Below are 26,137 nucleotides of genomic sequence, written 5' to 3'. Positions count from 1 at the left end.
GCCGGCTCGATTTGTATTAAATAACGTTAAATAAATGCTGTTAAGGCATATAATATGTAACTTACAGTAATTTTAATACTACATATTATGGCAAAAAAAGTAGCTGACCAAATTGTGGAAATGCTTATTGAAAATGGAGTAAAAAGAATATACGCTGTAACAGGCGACAGTCTTAATGAATTAAACGATGCCGTAAGGCGTAACGGTAAACTTCAATGGATACATGTACGGCATGAAGAAGCCGGAGCTTATGCTGCTGCTGCCGAGGCAGAGCTTGAAGGGCTTGCCTGCTGTGCAGGAAGCTGTGGGCCGGGGCACATACATTTAATTAACGGATTATATGAAGCTCACCGCACGCGTGTTCCGGTTATAGCTATCGCTTCTACAATAAATACTCCCGACTTTGGGACAGATTATTTTCAGTCTACCAATACAACACGCCTTTTTGACGATTGCAGCTGTTACAACCAGGTAGCATCTACACCTGCACAGGCGCCCCGAATGCTGCAGACTGCCATTCAGCATGCTATTCATCATAAGGGAGTTGCTGTTTTCGGGCTGCCGGGAGATGTATCTGCAATGCCTGCTGAAGAGAGTATTACCTCTATGCATAATTACAGAAGCAATCCTGTTGTTCGTCCTTCAGATTATGAGCTATCCCAATTAGCAGAAGCATTAAACAGCCACCATAAAATAACTATTTTTTGCGGTATAGGTGCAGCCAAAGCGCATGATGAGGTTGTGCAGCTTGCAGCTTTGCTTAATGCGCCGGTAGGTTATTCTTTCAGGGGTAAAATGGCAATACAGCCTAACAATCCTTTTGAAGTGGGGATGACAGGGCTTTTAGGGCTGCCTTCGGCATATCACAGCATGCATGAAGCCGATGTTGTATTATTATTAGGTACAGATTTTCCATATACGGCATTTATGCCTCTGAAGAATAAAATTATTCAGATAGATGACAGTCCCGAAAAGCTGGGCAGACGTGCTAAACTTGAAATGGGCCTTTGCGGAAAAATAGAAGATACACTTAAGGTTTTGCTGCCGCTTATAAATCAAAAATCGGATGATAGTTTTTTAAAAGCACAATTAAAACTATATGATCACGTAAAAGAGAATCTCAACATTTATGTAGAGAATTCGGGCAGTACCGATAAGATTTCCCCGGAGTTTGTAGCGCATACTATAAATGAACTGGCAGATGATGATGCTATTTTTACTGTAGATACAGGCATGAGCTGTGTTTGGGGGGCAAGGTATATACATGCTACTGGTAAAAGAAAGCTGCTCGGGTCTTTTAATCATGGTTCTATGGCAAATGCTATGCCTATGGCTATGGGCGCTGCACTTTGCAGTCCTGGCCAGCAAATAATAGCTTTGTGCGGTGATGGAGGATTATCTATGCTGTTGGGTGACCTGGCTACTATAAAACAGTATAACCTGCCAATAAAGTTAATTGTATTTAATAACAGGGCACTGGGAATGGTTAAGCTTGAAATGGAAGTGGCAGGAATGCCCGACAATCAAACCGATATGGTTGATCCTGATTTTGCAGCTATAGCACAGGCAATGGGATTTACAGGTATGGCTGTACACCATCCGGGCGCATTGCGTGAAATTTTGCAAAAAGCCTTTACTACTGAAGGCCCTGTACTGGTAAATGTAATGACAAATCCTGACTCGCTGGCTATGCCGCCAAAAGTAGAGTGGGAGCAGGTTAAAGGTTACGCTCAAAGCATGGGAAAACTTATTTTAAGCGGACGTATGGATGAGGTGCTTGATACCGTAAAATCTAACTACAGGCATCTTAACGATTTGCTATAACACAATATTTGCGCTATAAAAAATGCCCCGCCAAGCGGGGCATTTTTATTCTTTTTCTTCTGCAGTATTTTCTTTATAATCAGGATATAAAAATTTATTATAAGGAAATCGTGTAATATGAATTTCTCTTACAGCTTCATAAACCTTCTCTCTGAATTCTTCAAAATTCTCTTTATTGACGGCTGATATAAACAGAGCGTTCTTTTCCCCAACATTGCTCATCCATGTAGCTTTCCATTCTTCCAGGGTAAAGTGGCGCGACGTTTTTTCGGTAGTAAGGTCGTCAGCATCAATGGTAAGCGGTTTATAGGAATCAATCTTATTGAATACCATAATAGTAGGCTTGTTTAAACACTTTATGTCCTGTAATATCTGGTTTACTGATGCTATATGGTCTTCAAAATCAGGATGAGATATATCTACTACGTGTAAAAGTAAATCTGCTTCACGAACCTCGTCAAGTGTACTTTTAAAAGATTCGATAAGCTGTGTGGGTAGTTTTCTAATAAAACCAACGGTATCAGATAATAAGAAAGGCAGGTTTTTAATAACCACTTTTCTAACGGTAGTATCCAGTGTTGCAAAAAGTTTATTTTCTACAAATACCTCGCTTTTACTAATAACATTCATAAGTGTAGATTTTCCCACATTGGTATATCCGACCAGTGCTACCCTTACCATTGCCCCGCGGTTGCTGCGCTGTACAGACATTTGCTTGTCTATAGTTCGTATTTTTTCTTTTAATAAGGCAATACGGTCACGCACTATACGTCTGTCAGTTTCAATCTCTGTTTCACCGGGTCCGCGCATACCAATACCTCCACGCTGACGCTCAAGGTGAGTCCACATACCCGACAGCCTTGGCAGCAAATACTGGCATTGTGCCAGTTCTACCTGTGTACGGGCATAAGATGTCTCTGCACGTTGTGCAAAAATGTCAAGTATTAGGTTGGTACGGTCAAGCACCTTAATATCAAGTATGCGGGTAATATTTTTTTGCTGTGCCGGCGACAGCTCATCATCAAAAATAATGGTTGAAATATCGTTCTCTTTAATATATAGTTGTATCTCTTCTATTTTACCGGTACCCAAAAAGGTTTTAGGATTGGGGCGTTCCATTTTTTGCGAAAAGCGTTTTATTACTTCTCCCCCTGCAGTGAAGGTTAAAAATTCAAGTTCATCAAGATATTCGTTAAGCTTCTCTTCATTTTGAGATTGCGTAATAACACCGGCAATAACAGTTCTTTCGAATTTAATCGTCTCTTTTTCAAGCATAGTTTTGTGATAAAAATGTAAAATTACGAAAAATAAGGCATTAAATTTTCAAACATATAATTGAAAAGAGTGTTTCGTAAAATATATGTTAAATTTCACTAAATTGTTATGTATATGTTATATTTTTTTATATTTGGAGATTAAATTTAGCTAAACCATAAATTATGAAAAAAATTACTTTAATGATCTTTGTATCATTGATGTCCTTTTTTGCGTATGCGCAGCTGCCAGTGGAGCATTTCGATGACCCCTGGACAGGCACTCCCGCCGCACCGCCAGATTGGGTAGTAATCAATGAGTTCGGCCCCAATGTAACGTGGGCCCAAACGATTCCGGGTAATGGTACTCAGCCGCCTTTCGGTGGAGATGGGTACTCGGCGTATCTTCAAAAAGAGACGGTAGCCCCAACAGCAGCCATTCCTTCAGACTGGCTGATTACAAAAGTATTTCCTGTACCTGCAAATGCCGAACTGAAATTTCAGTCAAGGTTAACTATTTCAGGTGATCAGGGAAGTATCTACAAAATTTACATTGCGGCATTTGATCCCGCTGATACCGATCCGGTAACAGTTGAAGATTTTACTGCAAGTGCAACTAGCTTACTGGTTACTTATAATGAGATAGACCTTAACGGCATTCAGCAAACCGAGTGGCTTGAAAAAACACTTGCTATTCCTGCTTCATGGGAAGGTATGAATGTTCGTGTTGGTTTTGTAATGCAGGGTAACAATAAAGACCGTTGGTTTTTAGATGATGTTAGTGTGTCTGCAATTTGTATTGGGCCAACTAACCCTGTGGTAACTGCAAGAACATTAAATGGTGCAACTTTTAACTGGACAAGTACTACGGCAACTTCCTGGGAAATTGAAACAGTTCTTGAAAGTGGTGTTCCAACCGGAACAGGAGAAGTTTATAATGGTACGCTTCCTTTTGTTAAAGGAGGTCTTTTAGAGTGTACAAGCTATAAATTTTATGTTCGCGCACTTTGTTCCGACGGAGGAAAGAGTGCATGGGCAGGACCTGTTTTCTTCAAAACACGATGTATTGGAGAAACGTGTGAAAATCCTATAGTTATACCTTCGGGCAACAGCTATAGTACTACAAATAATACTGCAAACTTTACCGACGTTTATGAAGGTACAACTGGTACAGGCTGTAACAGTACCGGTAACTACCTGGCGGGTAATGATGTTGTATATTCATATACACCGGATACTTCAGGCAACTATAGTGTTACCTTAACAGGTACAGGCGGGGCTGCAGGTATGTTTATTTACAGCAGCTGTGCCAATATTGGCGTATCATGTTTAAATGGTGGTGTTGCGAGTGCAAATAACCCTGTAAATCTTCCTGCGTTTGCTATGACGGCAGGAACTACGTATTATATAGTAATATCTACAAACGGAACTCCGCAAACTACGCCATATACCCTGACTATTCAGCAGGTATTTTGTCCGCAGCCTACAGCGGGTTCTGCTAATACTATAACAGGGACATCTGCTAATCTTATCTGGACACCGGGTACAGCAGGAGCAACTTCATGGCAGGTTGCAGTTCAGCCTGCAGGTTCTGGCTTACCTTCTACAGGTGCAACTGTAACTTCTAATACAGGATATCCTGTAAGTGCAACTTCTGCCGGAGTTCCTTTTACTCCTGCTACATCTTATGAGTTTTATGTTAGAGAAAGCTGTGCAGGCGGTATGTATAGTATTTGGGCAGGTCCATTCCTGTTTACTACTACACAGGTTGCAGCATCGCTTGATTATGTTCAAAACTTTGATGGTGGGCCTCATGGCTTTACGCTTGGTAACGGCACACAGGTTAACAAGTGGGTTGTAGGTACCGCTACAAGCAACAGCCCTTCAACGTCATTATACATATCAGATGATAATGGTGTTTCTAATGACTATGTAATTACAACATCATCTACAGTTCATGCGTATAGAGATATACAGATGCCTGCGGCAGTAGGACAGTTATCACTTAGTTTTGACTGGAAAGCATTTGGTGAATCTTGTTGTGATTATTTACGTGTATGGGTGGTTCCGGCAAGCTTTACGCCAACACCGGGAACAACAATTACTTCGTCAGCAGACCGTATTCAGATAGGTGGTAACTTTAACAATACTTCTGACTGGACAAATTATACAACTATTTTATCTCCTACAGGATGGGACGGTACTGTAAAAAGGCTTGTATTTGAGTGGAAAAATGATGGTAGTGTTGGTGGCGCACCGGCTGCAGCTATAGACAATATTAATTTTAAAATTGTTACATGTCCTCAGCCTACAAACCTTGTACTTGCTTCTGCTACTAATACTCAGGCAGTAGTAAACTGGACAGCTCCTGCAATAGTACCTCCTTCATATGATGTATATGTTTCTCAGGATACAACTGCTCCTACAGATACTACTACACCAACACAAAATGTACCGGGTACTACAGCTACAATTACACCGCTTATTCCATCGGCAGTAAATTACGTTTGGGTAAGAGCACATTGTAGTGATACTGATAAGAGTTTCTGGACAGGGCCATTAATGTTTGCAACACCTCAGATTCCGGGAGATATGGATTTCTCTCAAAATTTTGACGGTGCATCAAATAACTTTACCCTGCTAAATGGTACTCAGCCAAATAAGTGGGTTATAGGAGGCGCTACATTTAACAGCCCTGCTAATTCATTATATATATCTAATGATAACGGTGTTACAAATGCTTATAATGAAACATTAGCTACTGTAGCACATGCTTATAGAGATGTTACACTTCCTGCTTCAATTCCTTCTGGCCAGATATTGGTACAGTATGATGTTAAAGGGGTAGGTAATACCGGAGATTATTTAAGAGTTTGGGTTGTACCTGTTACATTTACCCCAACTCCCGGAACACAAATTACTGCCGGAGCCAGCGGAGGTGTACAGGCAGGTGGTAATATATTCGGAAATCCTAACTGGAGTACTAAAAATAACGTAGTTACTGCACCGGCTGCATGGAACGGTACTGTAAGAAGGTTTGTTTTTGAATGGACAAACAATACATTTACAGGAAATAATCCTCCGGCTGCAATAGATAATATTAACTTTAAGGTTGTTACGTGCCCTGCACCGTCAGCCTTAGTTTTAAATTCACTTACAACTTCGTCGGCTACCATTTCCTGGACTGCGCCAACTGCGCCGCCGGCAAGTTATGATTACTACTATTCTACAGGTACCACACCGCCAACAGATGCTACTACACCAAGTGGTAATGTTGTAGGTGCTACAACAACAGTTATAGGAGGCCTGGCAGATTCTACTAATTATAATGTATGGGTAAGAAGTAATTGTGGTGGTACTGCCGGAACAAGTTTCTGGATTGGCCCGCTTAATTTTAACACGCCGCAAATTCCTGCGGATATGCCATACGTTCAGAATTTTGACGGAACTGGTAACCCGGCTTATACGTTAAATAACGGTACTCAGGCAAATAAATGGGTAGTTGGCGGTTCTACATTTAACAGCCCTGCTAACTCTTTGTATATTACTAATAATGGTACTGATTATGGATATGATAATAATGCCAGCAGTGTAGTTCACGCTTATAGAGACATTCAGTTACCTGCCTCTATACCAACAAACCAAATCCTTTTCCAATATGACTGGAAAGCAGTTGGTGAATCATGTTGTGATTACCTTAGAGTTTGGGTTGTACCGGTTACATTTACTCCAACACCGGGTACACAAATTACTACAGGAGCCAGCGGTGGCGTTCAGTTAGGTGGAAACCTAAACAATAACGGTACATGGACTACTGTAAATAATGTGGTTAACTCTACAGGTTGGGATGGCTCAATAAGAAGAATAATATTTGAGTGGAGAAATGATGGCAGTATTGGAGACACTCCGGCTGCTGTAGATAATATTACCTTCTCGGCTATTACATGTTCTGCTCCGTCTAACTTATCATTAGTTTCTATAGATGCTGCTAATGCTACATTTACATGGACAGCGCCTACACCTGCACCTACAGGTTATGATTATTACCTTACTACCAGCCCTGTTGCTCCGGTAGCCGGTACAACGCCTACAGGTTATACTACTTCACCTACAATAACCCTTGCAGGCCTGCCTGATTCTACAAGTTATTACTTATGGGTAAGAAGTAACTGTGGTGCTGCTGACGGAACAAGTTTCTGGATAGGCGGTATTAACTTTAATACTCCGCAAATTCCTGTTAACCTTCCTTACACTCAAAATTTTGACGGTACAGGAAATCCAGGATTTACATATATAAACGGTACATTACCTAATAAATGGGTAGTGGGTGGCGCTACATTTAACAGCCCTGCCAATTCGTTATATATTTCAAGCGATAATGGTGTTACTAACAGCTACAATGGTACTACTGCTTCTACTGTACATGCTTACAGAGATGTTGTTATACCTGCGGGCGCTACAGATCTTGATTTTGCCTTTGACTGGAAAAACGTAGGTGAAACAAATGATAACGTAAGAGTATGGATGGTGCCGTTAAGTTTTAACCCTGTAGCGGGTACAGCTATTACTGCGGCTGCAGATCGTATACTTATAACTCCTACAAGCTTATTTAATGGTGCTAACTGGCAAACTGCAAGTTATGTTGTGCCGGTTACATCTGTAGCAGGAACAACTCAGCGTTTTGTGTTTGAGTGGAGAAATAATACATTTACAACTACCAGCCCTGCTGCAATAGATAATATTGATATTAAAGTGCTTACATGTCCTAAACCTAGCGACCTGACAGCAGATAATATTGGTATGACTTCTGCAACTCTTGGCTGGACAGAAAACGGATCGGCTACACAGTGGGAAGTTTATGTTGTAGAGGCAGGAGATCCAATACCGGGTGAAGACACCGTAGGTACTGCTGCACCGACAAATCCTTTTGTATATGATATTAATTTGGAGCCTGGTACTCAATATGAATATTATGTAAGGGCTATTTGCGGACCTGATGATAACAGCCGTTGGGTTGGGCCATATGCGTTCCACACTAACCTTTGTGAAATTGTAGATCAGTGTTCTCTTGACTTCATATTAACAGACTCGGCAAATAACGGTTGGGGTAGTACTACCATGACAGTTAGCCAGGGAGGTATTGTTGTTGGTGTTCTTGGTCCTCAGTTAACTACTGGTAACGGTCCTGTAACAGTTTCTTTCCCATTATGTTCTGGTTTACCATATCAGGTATTTTTTGACGACCAGGGCTTTGATGGTGACGAGGTAGGTTTGGAAATCGTGAATCCGTTTAACGGACAAACCGTATTCCAGAGAATTGCAGGTACATTAAATTCAGATCAGAATACTGTTATCTATACCGGTATTGCTTTCTGTTCAGAGTTAACCTGTCCACAGCCTACAGATCTTGCAAGTTCAAGTGTGGTTAACTCTCCAAATACAACTGAATTAACATGGACTCCTGGTGGAACAGAAACTCAGTGGGAAGTTATTATTCAGGCTGAAGGAGCTGGTTTCCCTAGTGCAAACCCTGCAACAAGTGTAATTGTAAATGATGATCCTTCTTACGTAATAGAAAATCTTGTTCCTAGCTCGCCATATGAGTATTATGTAAGATCTATATGCGGACCTGACGATAACAGCTTCTGGTCTGGACCGCTTAAATTCTCAATATTTACACCACCGGCCTGTGCCGATATAACAGTTGTAGATGAGAACTTTGAAGTTATAGCACCGGATACAGAATATACAATTTGTGCAGGAGAAGAACTTTGTGTTGATTTCTCAGGACAATATTATATTGATGCTGCAGAAACTACTTCATACGAAGTTACCAGCATACCGTTTAATCCTCCATTCCCAACATTAGGTGGTACTCAGATGCCGGTAGATCAGGATGATATCTGGTCTCCTAAAATTACACTTCCTTTCGAATTCTGTTTCATGGGCGATGTTTATAACGCTGCTCAGGTAGGTTCTAATGGTATTGTAAGCTTTAATGCTAATAATGCATCCGGAGGTCCTTCAGGATGGTCTTTCAGTCAGACTATTCCTGACACAACGTTCCCTCAGTTAAATGCTATTTATGGTGTTTATCAGGATACTAACCCTAACCCGACAAATAATAACTGGGATAACCCTAATATCAATTATCAGGTTTTAGGTAACTACCCTTGTCGCGCATTGGTTGTAAGCTTTAATGAGCTTGCTCAGTTTGGATGTAGTACTGACAGTCCTGAAGACCAGGCAATCGGTCCTCAAAGCTCTCAGATCGTAATTTATGAGATAACTAACATTATTGAAGTATATGTTAAGAGAAGAGTACCTTGTACTTCTTGGCAGGGTGGTGTAGGTCTTATCGGTGTTCAGAACAGCGATGGTACCGTTGCATTCTCACCGCCAAATAGAAATACAGGTCCGTGGAGTGCTACAGAAGAAGCATGGAGATTTACGCCGAACGGTGCAACTACAGTTGATTTTGAATGGCTGCAAAATGGCCAGCCTTATGCAACTACACCGGAGATTGAAGTGTGTGCTACCGAAACAGGTACAATTGTTATGACAGCACGTGCCTCTTACCAGTTATGTAATGGTGGTACTATTGTAAGGGAAAGTGATTTCTCTATACAGGTACAGGCTGAAATTATTCCAGCTGAAGATCCGGTTAACATAACTAAGTGTGGTAACGGTGAAGATGTTACTTTTGATCTTAATGAAGCAGTTGCAGATGTATTTGCAGATCCTACAGGATATAACTTCAAGTTCTATCCTACAGAGCAGGATGCTGTAGAAGATACTAATGAAATGTCTTCTGATTTTGTAACTAATGCTACAACAACTGTTTGGGTAAGAATAATGAAAGATGATATGCCTTGCTTTATTACAAGGTCATTCCAGACAATTATCTCTAATGTTCCGCCTCAGTTTACAGTTACTCCGGATGCAACAGTATGTGAAGGTACTTCTGCTACTATAACAGTTACTCCTGGAGATTTCACTGAAACAGAAGCTACTTATTCATGGACACTGGATACTAATCCGCTGCCTGATACTACAAGTTCTATAACTGTAACAGAAGGTGGTGTTTATGAAGTTACTGTTACTAAAAACGGATGTGTTGGTACTGCTACTTCTACTTTAACAGTAGTTCCTGTACCAACTGCTGATGATCCTGAAGATGTAACAGCATGTGATAGCTATGTATTACCTGCATTAAGTGCAGATAACAATTACTATACAGAAACCGGAGGAGCTGGTACACAGCTGGCTGCTGGAGATGTAATTACTGCTTCACAAACTATTTATGTGTATGCTGTATCACCTACAGTTGCAACATGTACAGCTGAAAATTCATTTGATGTAACAATAAATCCTTCGCCTGTAGTAGATGCTATTGCAGATGTGGATGCATGTGACAGCTATACGCTTCCTGCGCTTGATACTAATGAAAATTATTATACAGGTCCGGGCGGAACCGGTACTATGCTAAGTGCAGGAGATGTAATCTCTACAACACAAATGCTTTATGTGTATGAAGAAACCGGTACAGTGCCAAACTGTTCTGCTGAAGTAAGCTTTACTGTAAATGTTACAGTTAGCCCGGTAGCTGATGCTCCTGGAGATGAAACAGCATGTGACAGTTATGTACTTCCTGCTCTGTCTGCTGGTAATAACTATTACACAGCATCTGGCGGAACCGGTACTATGCTTAATGCAGGCGATACTGTTACAAGTACACAAACTATTTATGTGTATGCTGTATCACCTGATAATGCGCTTTGTACTAACGAGAATTCATTTGTGGTAACTATTAACCCTACACCTCAGTTTACACTTGGCGGACCATATGTGTCTTGTCTTGCAGAAAATGTTACGGTACAGGTTAACCCTGCTAACTTTAATGCAGGCGATGCAACATATGCATGGACTGTAAACGGTGCTCCTGCAGGAGGTAACTCTTCCAGCATACAGGGTACAGAGTTTGGTACTTATGAAGTAACTGTAACGATAGGTGATTGTACTCATACTGAAAGCATTCAGGTATCTCAGGATACTTCACTTATTGAACTTGCATTCTTAGATAATTGTGAGTCTAGTATTTACTATGTTGAAGTAACCGATGTTGATGGTTCGTTTGATATAGATCATGCTACTTACTCATGGACAGGTCCTGAAGGATTTACTTCTACAGATCGTAAGATCGAGCCTACAATGGCAGGTGAGTATACGGTAACTGTTGTTACAGACGGTGGCTGTGTTAGCGTAGATTCATTTGAAGTACTTAGTACAACATGTGATATTCCGCGCGGTATCTCTCCTAATGGTGATGGTATGAATGACGAGTTTGACTTAACAGCGCTTGGTGTTAAAAAACTTGAAATATTTAACCGTTACGGACAGGAAGTTTACAGCAAATCTAACTATACTAACGAGTGGGTTGGACGAGGTAATAACGGAGACGAGTTACCTACTGGAACTTACTTCTATATGATAGAACGCTCTAACGGAGAAACTAAAACCGGATGGGTTTACATTAACAGGCAAGAATAATTTAAAAAAGTTTGCCACAAACCCCTGCCCAATGGCGGGGGTTTGTTTTTTTTTATATTTTTACAATAACGAAGCAAAACACACATTACATGAAGAAACTTTACCTTGCAGCATTATTGGCTCTGGGCGGCCTTGCAGATGCTACGGCACAGCAGGACCCACACTACACACAGTACATGTATAACATGAATGTTATTAACCCTGCTTATGCAGGTTCAAAAGAAAATCTTTCTTTTGGATTGCTATACCGCAAGCAATGGGTAGATATTGAAGATTCTCCAACTACCATGACCTTTTCAGGGAGCAGCCCTGTAGGTAAGAATGTAGGTTTGGGATTATCGGTTATCAATGATAAGATAGGGCCTGTAGAAGAGACTAACGCCTATGCGGATTTCTCATACACACTAAACCTTGGTGGCGAACACCGTTTGGCTCTTGGTTTAAAAGCCGGTGCTACTTTTCATAATGTAGGCTTATACAGCGATATTGGTAATGGCCACGTGCCAGATCCGGGAGATCCTGCTTTCCAGCAAAATGTGAACAATACATTTTTTAACGTAGGAGCAGGTTTTTTCTACTACACCAACAAATACTATTTTGCAGCATCTGTACCGAATATGCTGAAAAGCAAGCACCTTGACTATACTCCTGCCGGAGGTGGTTCAAAACAACAGTTTGGATCTGAAGAATCGCACTACTTTATTACCGGTGGATATGTATTCCAGCTTAACGACAACCTGAAGATGAAACCATCATTTATGTTTAAATCGGCATTTGGTGTTTCCCCCTCTATAGACGGATCACTTAACTTTTTATTCTTTGAACGCTTTGAGATAGGAGCTACCTACAGGCTTGATGACAGCTTTGGCGGTATGGTAAACTATGCTATAACTCCTAACCTGAGATTAGGTTATGCTTATGACCACATTGTATCAGACCTTAATGTAACAACACCTGCATCTCACGAGATCATATTGTTGTTTGATTTGAACTTCCCTAAAAAAGTATCACGTTCACCACGTTATTTCTAATCTAAAGCGACTAAAAGAAAATGAAGAACTTATATATTACAATGGGTCTTGTATTAGCTACTATGGCAGTAACAGCCCAAACAAAAGAAACCAAAAGAGCAGACAAACTTTATGCTAAGCTTGATTATATAGATGCAGCCAAAGAATACCAGAAACTGGATGGCAGCCCTTATGTTTACAAGCAGATAGCAGAGAGCTACTACAACATATTCAACTCAAAAGAGGCTGTACAGTGGTATGCAAAAGCAACAGCTACCCCTCAGGAAGCAGAAGTGTATTACCACTATGCACAAATGCTTAAGGTAGAGGGCAAGTATGAAGAGGCTAATGCCCAAATGAAGAAATTTGCTTCTATGGCACCACAGGACCAGAGAGCAATTCAGTTTAACCAGGATCCTAACTACCTGCCTAAACTAAAAAACCAGCCGAAAATGTATGACGAGAAAGTACTTGACATCAATGATGACAAATACGGATCGTTCGGCGGAGTACTTGCTGATGATAACAGTTTTTATTTTTCAAGTTCAAGAAACACAGCAAGAAAAAAATACGGAACAAACGAACAGCCGTTCCTAGACCTTTATACCTCTACCTACAATGCTAACGGAACATTCAGTGAGCCTACTCCGGTATCAGACCTGAATACAAAATGGCATGATGGCCCTGCTGCTGTAAGTGCAGACGGGAAAACAATGTACTTTAACAGCGAGAGCTTTAACGAGAAAAAACAGTTTGAAAGAGATAAAGATATGAATCTTAAAATAGGACAGATCTATCTTTATAAAACTGTGAAAAACGGCGACAAATGGGGGGAGCCTGTACTGCTTCCTTTCAACAGCAAACACTGGTCTTCTAAAAATCCGTCAATAAGCAAAGATGGTAAAACATTATATTTTGCTTCAGACAGGGAAAACTCAATGGGAGGTTTTGACATCTGGAAAGTAGAAGTTAAAGGCAACAATAGCTATGGCGAGCCTGTAAATCTTGGTTCTAAAATAAATACAGAAGGTAATGAAGATTATCCTTTTATTACTGATGATAACAAGTTATTCTTCTCTTCTGACAGGCCAAATGGTTTTGGCGGACTTGATGTATTTGTTGCCGACTTTAACAAAAGTACAGACGTTAAAAACGTTGGTGCTCCTGTAAATACATCAAAAGACGATTTTGCATTTAGCTTTAACACAACTAAAAATATTGGTTTCTTCTCAAGTAACCGCAGCGGTGTAGATAAACTTTACCTTGCAACTCCGGTATGTGGCGTAGAAGCTATAGTATTGGTAAGAGATGCTAAAACAGGTAAGATACTTTCTAATGCTAACGTAGCAATACTTGATGATAAAAATAACGTAATTGAAAGACGTACCTCTGGTCCTGACGGTAAAGTTACCTACAGCGTAGACTGTAACAGGGCTTACACTATTCAGGCATCTATGGATGGTTACGAAAACGGAAGCTTCCCGATAGCTAAAACTAACGGTGGTACGGTAAATGTAGCTGCAGACCTTACACCAATCGAAGTTCCTATTACTACTCCGGTTATAGCTCTTAATGAGATATACTTTGAATTTGATAAGAGCAACATTACCAGAGAGGCTGCATTTGAGCTTGACAAGGCTGTTGAAACGATGAAAGTTAACCCTACAATTGTAGTTATGGTTAAAGCACATACTGACAGCAGAGGTTCAGATAAATACAACATGGCATTATCTAACCGCAGGGCTAAAGCTACAGTACAATACATTATCTCTAAAGGAATTGCTAAAGAACGTATCTCAGGACAGGGTTACGGTGAAAGTGAGCCTAAAGTTAAATGTGGCGATAACTGTACAGAAGAAGAGCACAAAGAAAACAGAAGGAGTGAATTCCTTATCGTGAAGAAATAATATTGAGCGTTTCTTAACAAACCAATCTATATTAAAAATCCTGCCCATTTGGGCAGGATTTGCTTTTTAATACTATTTCCTTATGATTTCGCAGAATATGCTTCAGGAGTCTTTATTTGGCTTTACAGCGCTATCTAAATTGTTTTTGCTAATATACTTTTACGTTGTCTATATAATAACCGCTTGCCGATGTAGCATGAGTAGCTCTAAAAGCTATATGCACAACTCCCGAGTATTGGGCAAGATTAATCTCTCCGGAAGATATAAACTTATACCAGTCGGTATATATGTCGGGTGTTTTTGCTTCAAGAGGCACCCAGTTGGCAGCAGTTACATCAGTACCGTTAAAATCGGAAGCTATAAATACCTCAAGTTTACTACCATCTTGTGGCATATGGTGCTGTGCGGACTGAAAACGTAAAGTGCGCTGTATAATTCCTAAATTTATGGCAGGGGTAACAAGCCAGCCTACAGCACTAGTTTCGGTAGTATTTGTAAATTCAGTATAACCATTGTTGTCAAATAATTGTTCTGTCCAAAGGCTGGTTCCGGTTTCAGAATAATTGGTAAATCCTGTAATGTCTAAAATAGTATTATCCTGTGCCTCTTCAAAATCCTGCAGGTAAACCAATTGTTCATAAGGAGGTAATGTAGTATCGTCATCGTTTACACAGCCTGCAAGCAGTAAAGAAAGTAGCATAAAGGGAGTTATGTGTTTCTTCATAGCTTAAAAATTAAGATAAACATTCATAAAATATGTCCTTCCGTTACCATAGTAATATTTAGAGCCAAATGATGGTGTGCCATCGGCAGTATCATTATCCAGTTCGCGGTAATTGGTATTGCGCGACTGCTCAAAGCCGCCCGTTTTATAGGTCTTGTTAAACAGGTTATTAATGCTGGCAAAAAAGCCCAGATATGTGCCACGATCTATTTTCCACGATTTACCGCCAACAATATTAAACAGGTAAAAGGAACTGAACTTTTCCTGATGAAGCATTTGTTTTGCGCGGTTCTCATCTATATTTTCAAAGGCATTACCGGGACTGTCGGGATTTTCAAAAAAATGTTTGGTTCGCAGCAACGCAGAAACATCAACATAATTGGCAGCAAGGTAATTGGCATTGGCACCAATCCACCAGTAATGTGGGTCACGGTATTCTGCGCCTATAGAAAATGCCTGTTGCGGCATGCCGGGTAATCTATAATTTTTAAGGTATGCCTTTCCAAAATCGGTTGTTGTTAATGGTGAACCTATAACGGTAGTACCATCGTCATTACTGTTTATAATGGCAAGGGCGTCGTTGTTAAGCGATACATTAGGATTATTGCTATATGTATATTGCCCAAGTGCACCCGATGCCATTAGTTTTATAGTTGGGGTAAGCTGATATTCTATACCAAGTTCAAGTCCCATCATACGTTTGTTTATTTCTGTTACATTTTCAGCAACAAAAGCATCGGCATTATCGCCTTCAAAAATGCCTTCGCCGTAAAAAGATGATGTTTCGGCAGCATTCTCAATAGTGGTATAAAATCCGGTTATACGGGCTTTAATAGTTGGCATACGTAAAATGTAGCTGGCGTCAAGATTAGACAATGTTTCATTACTAATATTGCTCATAACAGTGTTGTTTAGCCTTGCATTGGCAAATGTATTTTGCAAAGATGGTGCCCTGCTTTGGCGCAATGCATTGGCAATAAACAAATGCCTTCCGTTTAACTTATAGGTTAACCCTCCTTTAAAGCCAAAGTTTTCGAATGCTGTTTTTGGGCTTTCGTCGAAAGAATTATTGGGATATAAACCATTGCGGAATAATCCGTCCCTTTGGTATACCGAACGGCTAAACGATTGGGCAAGGTAAAAATCTATTTTGCGGTAGCTGAAACGAAATTGCGTAAAGGCATTTATTGTATTGGCGAACAAATTATAATTATAGCCAAAAGCATCGCCTTCGCCTACCTGTCTGTTTGGGTGATTGAGATCTGTTTGTGCATAATCGCCATAATAAAAATGGTCTATATCTGAAAAATAAGTGCCACCCAACAGGTTAGTAAGGTTTTGGTAGTTATGCGATTTTAATTTTTTATAACTCATACCCGCATTAAGTGCAATTGCCGATGATAGCCTGCTGTAAAGAATTGAACTGGCTGTAAAGGTTTTATCGTCAGTACGGTCTTCATATTCAATGTATTTGCTTCTTCCATCGGGCGAAAGTCTGTTGGTTTCATATAGACTATTCCAGTCCAGTTGCCTTTGGATTAAAAAGGGTGCATTGGCAGCCTCCGCAGGATCATCAAAATAATTTGGTGTTTTGGTATAATAACCTGGGTCGGGGTTAGGGGCATACTGATAATCTAAACGGCTATTGCCGATTTTACCAAACTGATAGGCAACATTAGTATTTAGTGTAGTTTTAGTATCAATTTTCCAGTAGTGGTTCAGCATTAATATAGGCTCTTCAATGTTCTTCTCGCGCGAGTTACGTTTCTCTCCGTTGTAACTGCCCCAATAGGCATTATACTTAACCCCGGCAATATTAGTTACTTCCTGTGTATTTGGCGAGTTGCGTCCGCGTTCACTTTGGGCATAAATACCTGTAAAGTTTAAGCTGTGTTTGTTATTAAAACGTTTTTCGATAGCCAGGAACAATGAGTTACCGCCATAATTGGTTCCGTCAAAATAACCTTCTTTAGCACCTCTTCGCGAACCCGATACCACATAAGCAAACCCATTTGCAGTAAGCCCAGAAGCATAGGTAGCCATAGCCCTGTAGCTATAGTAGGTATTTGTGCCTGCAAACGATAAACGCGAACCTTTGCGAAAAGCAGATGCCCGTGTAGTAATGGCTTGCGTGCCTAAAAGGCTTCCAAAAGTATAGTCAGACGGAGCTGTGCCGGTTGTATATTCCTGATTACGGGTAGCATCATTCAGTCCGCCCCAGTTTGCCCATTGTGGTCTGCCATCATATACACGGTTCATGGTAACGCCATTAATTAGGGTAGTACCATATTCGGTATTTAATCCGCGCATTCTAAAACGTGCCGGCCCCCAGTTAAAGGCAGCAGCCTGCTGAAAAACATCGCGTGAAGCCTGCAATAAACCCGAAGAGGTTTCAGATCCGCTGTTACCGTCGGCAAGGTCGTTGTCAGTTAAGGTTATAAGTCCGAGCTGCTGCTCGCTGGTAATATCTTCTTCAAGCGATATAATACCAAGATCGAGTGCACGGCCGGCAACTATTTTAAGGCTGAAGTTTTGCGATACATAGCCTGTAACAGCAACGGTAAGAAACTGTTCGCCTACCAGAACTTTGTCCAGGACAAAAAAGCCTTCGGCATTGGTTATTGCTTCTCGGCCATTACTCTGTAATGTAGCTGTTACCCCAGGCATGGGTTCCTGTGTTTTATAATCGATTACTTTGCCAAGTACCGATGCCGTTTTTTGTGCCTGCAGGGTAATAGACTCAAGCAGCACAAAAAGGAATAGCAGTATGCGCATTAATAGGTTGTGTGTTGGTTTTGGTTAACGGGGTTCAAAAATAAAATAAATAGGAATAGTATTACTATAACCTGCAAAAATTGTTGTACTGCGCAACTATTAATTATTATTTTAGCATCTCGCAATTGTACCATGAAACAAGCCAATCTGATTTTTTTTGTAATTATAATAATAGCTTTTTCTGCCGCAGGGCAAAAAAAGCAGTTTAAAATACATACTGTTGCCTTTTACAATACTGAGAATCTGTTTGATACTATTAACGATTCGGGCAGGGGAGACGATGAGTATTTGCCGAAAGGCAAACAGGTATGGACGGGCGAAAAATATAAAACTAAACTGGCAAACATTGCCAGGGTACTTACAGAAGTTGGTACAGATGAAAATACCGAAGCACCAACCATAATTGGGCTTGCCGAAATTGAAAACAGGCGCGTATTGGAAAACCTGATTGCAGAACCTGTATTGCTGGAAAAAAATTACGGCATTGTGCATTTTGATTCACGCGACAGCCGTGGCACCGATGTAGCATTTTTATATCGCAAAGCTGCTTTTAGGCCAACAAGCTATAAAAATATTCCACTGATTATTAGAGATACTGTTCAGGTAAAACCAATTAAGCCGGGAAAAAAGAAGAAACCTGCATCTCAGCTTTTTACGCGCGATCAGGTTTTGGTTACCGGACTGCTTGAAGGTGAAGAGGTACACTTTATAATAAATCACTGGCCATCGCGCTACGGGGGTGAAAAGAAAAGTAGTCCGTATCGCGAGGCTGCAGCCGCTCTTAATAGAAAAATTATCGATTCGTTGTTGAGTATAAACTCTGATGCTAAAATAATTACAATGGGCGATTTTAACGATGGGCCTTATAATAAAAGCATTAAAAAAGTACTACAGGCACAACGCTTTAAAGAAGAGGTTAAACCCGGCGGACTTTTTAACCCAATGGAGGAGATGTCACGCAATGGAAAAGGTACTGTGGCTTATAGAGATGCGTGGGATCTTTTTGACCAGATCATTATTTCGCAAGCGTTACTGACTAATGATTATAGTAATCTGGGTTACTGGAAAGCAGGTATTTTTGATAAAGAGTATCTAAAGCAACCTACGGGGAGATATAGCGGTTACCCGTTACGGAATGCCAATGGTGAGGCGGGGTTTAGTGACCATTTTTCGGTATATATGTATTTGATAAAGGAGATGAAAAAATAGTGATTATTGTGTGCGGTTCATTTTGAGTTTAGCGAAGCAGAGTCGAAAAAACCCTTATAAGTCTTAAGGTCTATGTGATAGCGCACAATGCCATTATGCGCTTTTATTCTGTTCTTTTGTCTTGAAACAAAAGAACCAAAAATTCAAGGCTCTAACTTCTTAGGCTACAAATTACCAAATCAGCTAAACCATTCGAACTCGCTTCGCTCAAACAGCGAATGCTTCTTAACGCTAATTTGTATAATTTGCTTAACGCCACAAAATTTAATGCCTTAGCTTCACTCGTGCTCATAAAAACTATTTCGAAATAAAAGAAGAGCCTGATTTTTATCATATTTTTTTATTTTTTACTCCGTACCTTAGTACTTCAATTTAAAATACCTCATCATGGCAATCATGAAACCCTTTAACCTTAACAAATGGATAGAAGATAACCGCAATCTTTTAAAACCGCCGGTAGGCAATAAAAATATTTACCCGCTTTCTGACGATTATATTGTTATGGTAGTAGCAGGGCCTAACGCCCGTAAAGATTATCATTATAACGAAACCGAAGAATTGTTTTATCAGCTTGAAGGCAGTATAAAAGTGATTATTCAGGAAGATGGAGAGCGTAAAGAAATGGAATTGAATGCTGGTGATATGTACCTGCATCCGGGTAAAGTGCCTCATTCTCCTGTAAGGGGCGAGAACTCTATCGGGCTGGTTATAGAAAGGGTGCGTGCAGGCAGAGGTTTTACAGACGGATTGCTTTGGTTTTGCGATAACTGCAATAATAAACTGCACGAAGTTTACTTTGAACTACACGATATAGAAAAGGATTTTTTACCGCATTTTAAGCATTTTTATAATTCGGAAGAATTGCGCACCTGCAATAAATGCGGCCATGTTCTTGAAGCAGATGCCAGATATACCGATAAAAAATAGCAACTTTTAGGTTAGTACTATCATAAACAGTACCTTTGCACCAAATTTTACAAAAAGTAATGGACGATTATCATCATCGGGAATTAATTAATCTTCGATAGGGAACTGCCCTGGTGCATTCCCTGTTGACCAACATTTGGAATGCATTTATGATTACGTACTACAACAACAATGCTACAGGTATGGCTGCAACTGCAAGCCAGCCCGAATCTATCTGGATCAGCGCCGTAAACCCAACCCTGTCTGAAAAAAGATACTTACTTGAAGACTTAAAACTTCCGGAGGCTTTTTATAACGATATTGACGATATAGACGAACGCCCCCGTATTGAGTTTGAAGATGGCTGGTGCCTTATTGTTATGAGGATGCCTTTTAAAAATGACGACTTAAAACTGCCTTATACAACTGCGCCGTTAGGTGTTATTTTTAATGATGAAACATGCATATCGCTTTGTTTTGTTGAAAATGAGCTTATAGAAGATTTTGTTACTTACTCACAGCGTAAAAATATTACGGTATCAGATCATTTTTCTTTGGTGTTCAGGCTGCTGCTTTCATCAAGTATATGGTTTCAAAAGTACCTGAAACAAATAAACCTGGGTATAAAATATGCCGAGAGCAACCTTGAAAAATCCGTTAGGAATGAAGACCTTCAGGCACTGTTCAGGATGGAAAAATGCCTTGAATATTTTATAACATCCTTAAAAGGTAATGAGTTGCTGTTTTACAGAATTAAGAATCTTAAAACCTATAAAGATACTTTTGACCCTGATATGGTGGAAGATGTTGAGATTGAAATTAAACAGGCGCAGGATACCACCAATATTTACAGCAATATACTTACCGGAATGATGGATGCCTATGCATCTGTAATATCTAATAACCTCAATGTGGTTATGAAAAGGCTTACATCAATATCTATCATCCTTATGATACCTACCCTTGTGGCAAGTTTATACGGTATGAATGTACCCAATGCATTACAGGATAGCCCTTACGGATTTGCAATTATAGTTTGTGTATCATTACTGCTTTCTGCAGTTGGAGTGATATTGTTCAGAAAAAAGAATTTTTTTTAAAATCTACCGTTTATTTTATATTTAAAATTAAATTAAAAGGATATAAATTACGGATTAATCAAAATTCTATACATTTGTAAAATATAACAATTTTTAATAGAAAAGTTAAATGGCAACACTTACCGACCAATTCGGAATTCAGGAAGCCTTATCTAAATTAGGCATAAAAGATATTAATGATGGTACATCAACCGGAAGCAATAGCTTTGCTAATGGTGCTATTATAGAATCCTATTCACCGGTAGACGGAACACTTATAGCTAAAGTAAAATCTTCAACAAAAGAAGATTATGAAGCTGCTATGGCAAAAGCTGAAGAAGCTTTTAAAACATGGAGGCTTGTTCCTGCTCCTAAAAGAGGTGAAATAGTTCGCCAGATGGGTGATGAGCTTCGCAAGAATAAAGAAGCTCTTGGCCAGCTTGTTTCTTATGAAATGGGTAAAAGCCTTCAGGAAGGTCTTGGTGAGGTCCAGGAAATGATAGATATCTGCGATTTTGCAGTTGGTTTATCACGTCAGCTTTACGGACTTACAATGCATAGCGAAAGGCCAATGCACCGTATGTATGAGCAATATCATCCGGTAGGGATTGTAGGTATAATTTCTGCATTTAACTTTCCGGTAGCCGTATGGAGCTGGAATGCTATGCTGGCTTGGGTATGTGGCGATGTTTGTGTTTGGAAACCAAGCGAAAAAACTCCGCTATGTGGTATTGCATGCCAGAACATTATAAAAACGGTATTAGAAAGAAATGATATTCCGGAAGGCGTTAGCTGTCTTATAAACGGAAGGGAAAATGGCGACCTTATGAATAATGATAAGCGCATGCCGTTGGTTTCTTTCACAGGATCTACAAAAGTAGGCCGTCACGTATCTAAAACCGTTGCCGAGCGTTTTGGAAATACTATTCTTGAACTTGGTGGGAATAATGCAATTATTGTATCTGAACATGCCGATTTAAATATGGTACTTGTTGGAGCTGTATTTGGCGCGGTAGGTACTGCAGGACAGCGTTGTACTACCACAAGAAGGCTTATTATTCATGAAAGCATGTATGATAAAACTATAGAGGTACTTAAAAAAGCGTATGCTCAGTTAAAAATAGGTAATCCTTTAGACAGTAGTAATCACGTAGGTCCGCTTATAGATAAAGATTCGGTTAGGAACTACCTTAATGCTATTAAAAAAGCTAAAAGCGAAGGTGGAAAAGTAATTGTAGAAGGCGGTGTTATGCAGGGCGAAGGTTATGAAAGCGGCTGCTATGTAAAACCTTGCATTATTGAAGCTAAAAACAGCTTTGAAATTGTACAGCATGAAACATTTGCACCGATATTATATGTAATGAAGTACAGCAGCTTAGAAGAGGCAATTGATATGCAGAACAGTGTTCCGCAGGGACTGTCTTCTTCTATATTTACCAATAATATGAGAGAAATGGAGTTATTCCTTTCTCAGGCAGGATCTGATTGTGGTATTGCCAATGTAAATATTGGTACATCGGGTGCTGAAATTGGTGGTGCTTTTGGTGGCGAAAAAGAAACAGGAGGAGGCCGCGAAAGTGGTTCTGATGCTTGGAAAGCCTATATGAGAAGACAAACCAATACTATAAACTATGGTACACAGCTGCCATTGGCACAGGGTATCAAATTTGATTTGTAATCTATCTAATTTTATATTGTGTTACTAGCAAAGGCTGTCTTTAAAAGGCAGCCTTTCTTGTTTTACAACAAATTTCAGTTATAACCTTCCCCTCCTTCGGAGGGGTGGCTGAAAGCCGGGGTGGTTTACTAAAAGAAACTTATTTTCGCACTAACAGATTCTTCATTTCATTACCTCAGAATCACAACCCAAAATTCTGAACCTTTAAACCATAACTTACTTGATCCACAAACTATCAGTAAAATAATGCCTGCAATCTAAAAAGTTATGGCTTGCATTAAAACCAGCGGCTTCGGCAAGAGATTCAATTTCCTCAAAACTATACTTTTGTGAAAGTTCTGTCCATATAAGCTCATCTTTCTCAAAATGAAAAGTTGTATTGAGTACCGTACTATGAAAATGCTGTTTTTTAAGGCTTACCAAATAACTGTTTACTTCGCCGCTTTTTGGATTATAATCGCAGTAAAAATCAAACTGATCAAGGTTTATATCGGCATCCAGTTCGCGGTTTATGCGTTGCAGCAAGTTCATATTAAAGGCGCGTGTAATGCCATGCGGATCGTCGTAGGCGCGTTGTACTGTACGTGGATTTTTCTTTAAATCCATACCTATTAGCAGCATATCGCCTTTTTTCATTCCGGCATTAAACTTTTTAAGAAGGTCCAGGGCTTCCTCTCTTTTATAATTGCCTATGTTTCCACCTAAGAACAAGAAAAAATTAGGAGTTTTATCGCCCTGTAAAGTGTCCAGAACTTCAAAATAATCACCCGTGCGGGGTTTTATATTCAGTTGCGGCAATACAGACTTCATGTTGCGTTTAAGGGCATCATTTGCCTCCTGTGAAATATCTATGGGTATATAGGTAAAATCGGCACCTTTATCTAAAAAAGTTTTAAGCAGCTGGCGGGTTTTCGTACCATCGCCACTGCCAAATTCTATAATATTAAACTTTTGTTGCAGGTTTATTTTATTAAAAATAGCACCCGACTGTTGCGAAAGTATTTCAAATTCGCAGGCAGTAGGATAGTATTCCGGCATCTGCATTATCTGCATAAAAATACGACTGCCGTTATCATCATAAAAATACTTAGACGAAATATGCTTTTCTTTTGCGGTAAGTCCTTCAAGTATGTCTTCGGCAAAAGGATTTATGAGGGCTGTGTTCATGTGTTTTAGAGTTTTACAAGACGGATGCCGTTAAACTGCCAGCGTTCGTCCGGGTGAAAAAAGTTTCGGTATGTGCTGCGTGCGTGCCCTTCGGGTGTAGCACATGATGAGCCCCGCAATACCATTTGGTTGATCATAAATTTGCCATTGTACTCGCCTACAGCCCCTTCGGGTTTTGCAAAGCCGGGATAGGGCAGGTATGCGCTATGTGTCCATTCCCAGCGGCGGCCCCAAGCAAATTCTGCCGAAGCTACTTCCCATTCGGCTTCGGTAGGCAGGCGCATTTTTTTCCATTCGGCAAATGCTAATGCCTCATAAAAGCTAATGTGGGTAAGCATAGCATCAGGATCAATATCCTGCATACCCGATAGTGTAAAGTATTGCCATCCGCTTTCGGCCTTGTGCCAGTAAAGCGGAGATGTAATCTTGTTTTCATTTACCCAGCTCCAGCCCTCATCAAGCCAAAGGTTAAAGTTATGGTATCCGCCTGCATTTATAAACTCTATGAAATCACCATTGGTAACAAGCGATCGGGAAATTTCGAAAGAATTAATATATACCTTGTGGCGGTTGTGCTCATTATCAAAACTAAAGCCTTCTCCGGTAAAACCAATTTCATATACGCCTTCATCAATTGTAACAAAGCCATCTTCAATGTTATGCTGGTTTTCCCAGGTAATATCTTCGTTATATATCGGCGATATAGGGTTGCAGGACAGGATATATTTAATATCGGTAAATAACAATTCCTGATGCTGCTGCTCATGGTTGCAGCCAAGTTCTATAAGGCTGTGTATATCAGGATGTGCAGCTTTGGTTTGCAGCAGCAGTTCCATATGCATATCTACATAATGGCGGTATTCTATAATATAAGATGTTGCAGGGCGTGTTATAGCGCCCCTGTTGGCTCTTAAAACCCTTTTGCCAACATTGTTATAGTAGCTGTTAAAAAGAAAGCTGAAATCTTCGTTAAATACATTATAGCCTGGTAAGTGGGGTTTTAGCAAAAATTCCTCAAAAAACCAGGTGGTGTGTGCAAGGTGCCATTTAGGCGGACTTACAAAGGGTACAGGCTGCGGTACATGGTCTTCCGGATGCAGCAGTCTGCAAATCTCTTCTGTATATTTGCGAACGTTTATATATTGATCTAAAAGTGTCATTTAAAAAAAGTTGGTTTTACTAATTTACAAAGAATGGCAACGTGTTAGTTTTTTCCTTCTTTTTTTAACGTAACACTAACATTTGTTAAAACACAGTTTTGCTGTTATGACACCCTTAATTTCTGCCACTTTCATCCGGGTATAAAGTATAAACCGGGTCGCTTTGCCAGTACTCTTTAGTATCGGCATCTAAAATAGTAAGCGGGCCTTTAAAGGCGGCTCCGGTATCAGTATTCCATACATTTGCCATATTTATAGGTACGGTTTGCCCAATTCGTGTAACGGGCGTATGGCCTATAAATATTTCTTTATAAAGGGTAAAACGTTTGGGGTAATTAGGGTGGGTGCGCGGCATGCTTTTATCCAGCGCAAGTGCTGTTTCCCATAATGTGCGTTCCCAGTAAAACAGGCGGGTAAAGTATTCGTGTTTTACCCCGTTAAGATTTGTAAACCCGGCATGAACAAACAGGCGGTTGTCATCATCAAGATAATAATCTTCCAGGCTTTCCAGAAAAAGTATATGCAATTGCCTTTTATCTTCGGTAAGCAGATTATAGCTTTCGGTAGTTAGCCTCCCACCATGATTAAACCATTCATCATTATATGTGCCTGATTTTAGCCATTCCAGCAGCAAATCATCATGGTTTCCACGCATAAAAATGCAGTGATGGGTATTTTTTAAGCTGATAAGCAGGTCCACTACTTCGGGCGACTGTCCCCAGCCATCTACATAATCGCCTAAAAAAATAAGCCTGTCTGTAGTTGTAACTTTTGCGCGTTCAAGTATTTGAATCAATGCTTTATATCCGCCATGTATATCGCCAATTACTAATGTTCTGCTCATACTACAAGTTTACGAAATTTTTAAAAAGACTGTAGTACAAATTGTTATTCA

14 protein-coding genes are annotated in these 26,137 nt (G+C 40.0%); 8 read left to right on the top strand and 6 right to left on the bottom strand.

Going from position 1 to position 26,137, the window contains the following annotated elements; translation table 11 throughout:
* The first annotated feature begins 87 nt into the window (after positions 1–87).
* On the top strand, positions 88–1,824 hold the full coding sequence (locus tag NHE85_RS05770) for a thiamine pyrophosphate-dependent enzyme (RefSeq protein WP_252810561.1): 1,737 nt from the start codon (positions 88–90) through the stop codon (positions 1,822–1,824).
* A 45-nt stretch (positions 1,825–1,869) separates the two neighbouring features.
* Here NHE85_RS05770 and hflX read toward each other — a convergent pair whose 3' ends face one another.
* Positions 1,870–3,099, bottom strand: a complete 1,230-nt coding sequence (gene hflX / locus NHE85_RS05765) for a GTPase HflX (protein WP_252810559.1) — start codon at positions 3,097–3,099, stop codon at positions 1,870–1,872.
* A gap of 164 nt (positions 3,100–3,263) precedes the next feature.
* Here hflX and NHE85_RS05760 point away from each other — a divergent pair, with 164 nt between their 5' ends.
* The 3 genes from NHE85_RS05760 (at position 3,264) to NHE85_RS05750 (ending at position 14,544) form a co-directional block, all read left to right on the top strand.
* Positions 3,264–11,627, top strand: a complete 8,364-nt coding sequence (locus NHE85_RS05760) for a fibronectin type III domain-containing protein (protein ID WP_252810557.1) — start codon at positions 3,264–3,266, stop codon at positions 11,625–11,627.
* Positions 11,628–11,716: 89 nt separating this feature from the next.
* Positions 11,717–12,658 carry a type IX secretion system membrane protein PorP/SprF gene (locus NHE85_RS05755; RefSeq protein WP_252810555.1) on the top strand — a complete coding sequence of 314 codons (942 nt, stop codon included), beginning with the start codon at positions 11,717–11,719 and terminating at the stop codon, positions 12,656–12,658.
* 20 nt (positions 12,659–12,678) lie between these two features.
* Positions 12,679–14,544 (top strand): OmpA family protein, encoded by a 1,866-nt coding sequence (locus NHE85_RS05750; protein ID WP_252810553.1) that lies wholly within the window; start codon positions 12,679–12,681, stop codon positions 14,542–14,544.
* Between the two features lie 148 nt (positions 14,545–14,692).
* Here the strand turns inward: NHE85_RS05750 and NHE85_RS05745 are convergent, their stop codons facing one another.
* Positions 14,693–15,268 (bottom strand): hypothetical protein, encoded by a 576-nt coding sequence (locus NHE85_RS05745; RefSeq protein WP_252810552.1) that lies wholly within the window; start codon positions 15,266–15,268, stop codon positions 14,693–14,695.
* 3 nt (positions 15,269–15,271) lie between these two features.
* Positions 15,272–18,043 carry a carboxypeptidase-like regulatory domain-containing protein gene (locus NHE85_RS05740; protein ID WP_252810549.1) on the bottom strand — a complete coding sequence of 924 codons (2,772 nt, stop codon included), beginning with the start codon at positions 18,041–18,043 and terminating at the stop codon, positions 15,272–15,274.
* A gap of 132 nt (positions 18,044–18,175) precedes the next feature.
* Between NHE85_RS05740 and NHE85_RS05735 the strand changes: the two genes are divergently transcribed.
* From NHE85_RS05735 to NHE85_RS05720, 4 genes are all read left to right on the top strand, one after another.
* The gene (locus NHE85_RS05735; RefSeq protein WP_252810547.1) at positions 18,176–19,252 is read left to right on the top strand and encodes an endonuclease/exonuclease/phosphatase family protein; all 1,077 of its coding nucleotides are present in this window, start codon (positions 18,176–18,178) and stop codon (positions 19,250–19,252) included.
* A gap of 387 nt (positions 19,253–19,639) precedes the next feature.
* Entirely contained in the window at positions 19,640–20,179 is a 540-nt protein-coding gene (locus NHE85_RS05730) for a 3-hydroxyanthranilate 3,4-dioxygenase (protein WP_252810546.1), read from the top strand.
* A gap of 149 nt (positions 20,180–20,328) precedes the next feature.
* On the top strand, positions 20,329–21,258 hold the full coding sequence (locus NHE85_RS05725) for a magnesium transporter CorA family protein (RefSeq protein ID WP_252810545.1): 930 nt from the start codon (positions 20,329–20,331) through the stop codon (positions 21,256–21,258).
* Positions 21,259–21,367: 109 nt separating this feature from the next.
* A complete protein-coding gene (locus NHE85_RS05720) occupies positions 21,368–22,915 on the top strand; it encodes an aldehyde dehydrogenase family protein (RefSeq protein WP_252810544.1) in 1,548 nt (515 codons plus the stop codon).
* A gap of 216 nt (positions 22,916–23,131) precedes the next feature.
* On the opposite strand, the gene egtD is transcribed toward NHE85_RS05720, so the two are convergent.
* The 3 genes from egtD to NHE85_RS05705 all read right to left on the bottom strand — a co-directional run bounded on the left by egtD (position 23,132) and on the right by NHE85_RS05705 (position 26,086).
* The gene (gene egtD / locus NHE85_RS05715) at positions 23,132–24,082 is read right to left on the bottom strand and encodes an L-histidine N(alpha)-methyltransferase (protein WP_252810543.1); all 951 of its coding nucleotides are present in this window, start codon (positions 24,080–24,082) and stop codon (positions 23,132–23,134) included.
* A gap of 5 nt (positions 24,083–24,087) precedes the next feature.
* Positions 24,088–25,242 (bottom strand): ergothioneine biosynthesis protein EgtB, encoded by a 1,155-nt coding sequence (gene egtB, locus NHE85_RS05710; protein WP_252810542.1) that lies wholly within the window; start codon positions 25,240–25,242, stop codon positions 24,088–24,090.
* A 115-nt stretch (positions 25,243–25,357) separates the two neighbouring features.
* Positions 25,358–26,086 (bottom strand): metallophosphoesterase family protein, encoded by a 729-nt coding sequence (locus NHE85_RS05705; RefSeq protein WP_252810532.1) that lies wholly within the window; start codon positions 26,084–26,086, stop codon positions 25,358–25,360.
* Positions 26,087–26,137 lie beyond the last annotated feature (51 nt).

Origin of the sequence: Flavobacterium sp. NRK1, from assembly GCF_024054175.1 — a bacterium.
Lineage (GTDB): Bacteria > Bacteroidota > Bacteroidia > Flavobacteriales > Flavobacteriaceae > Flavobacterium.
This window is presented reverse-complemented; position numbering and strand designations above follow the sequence as displayed.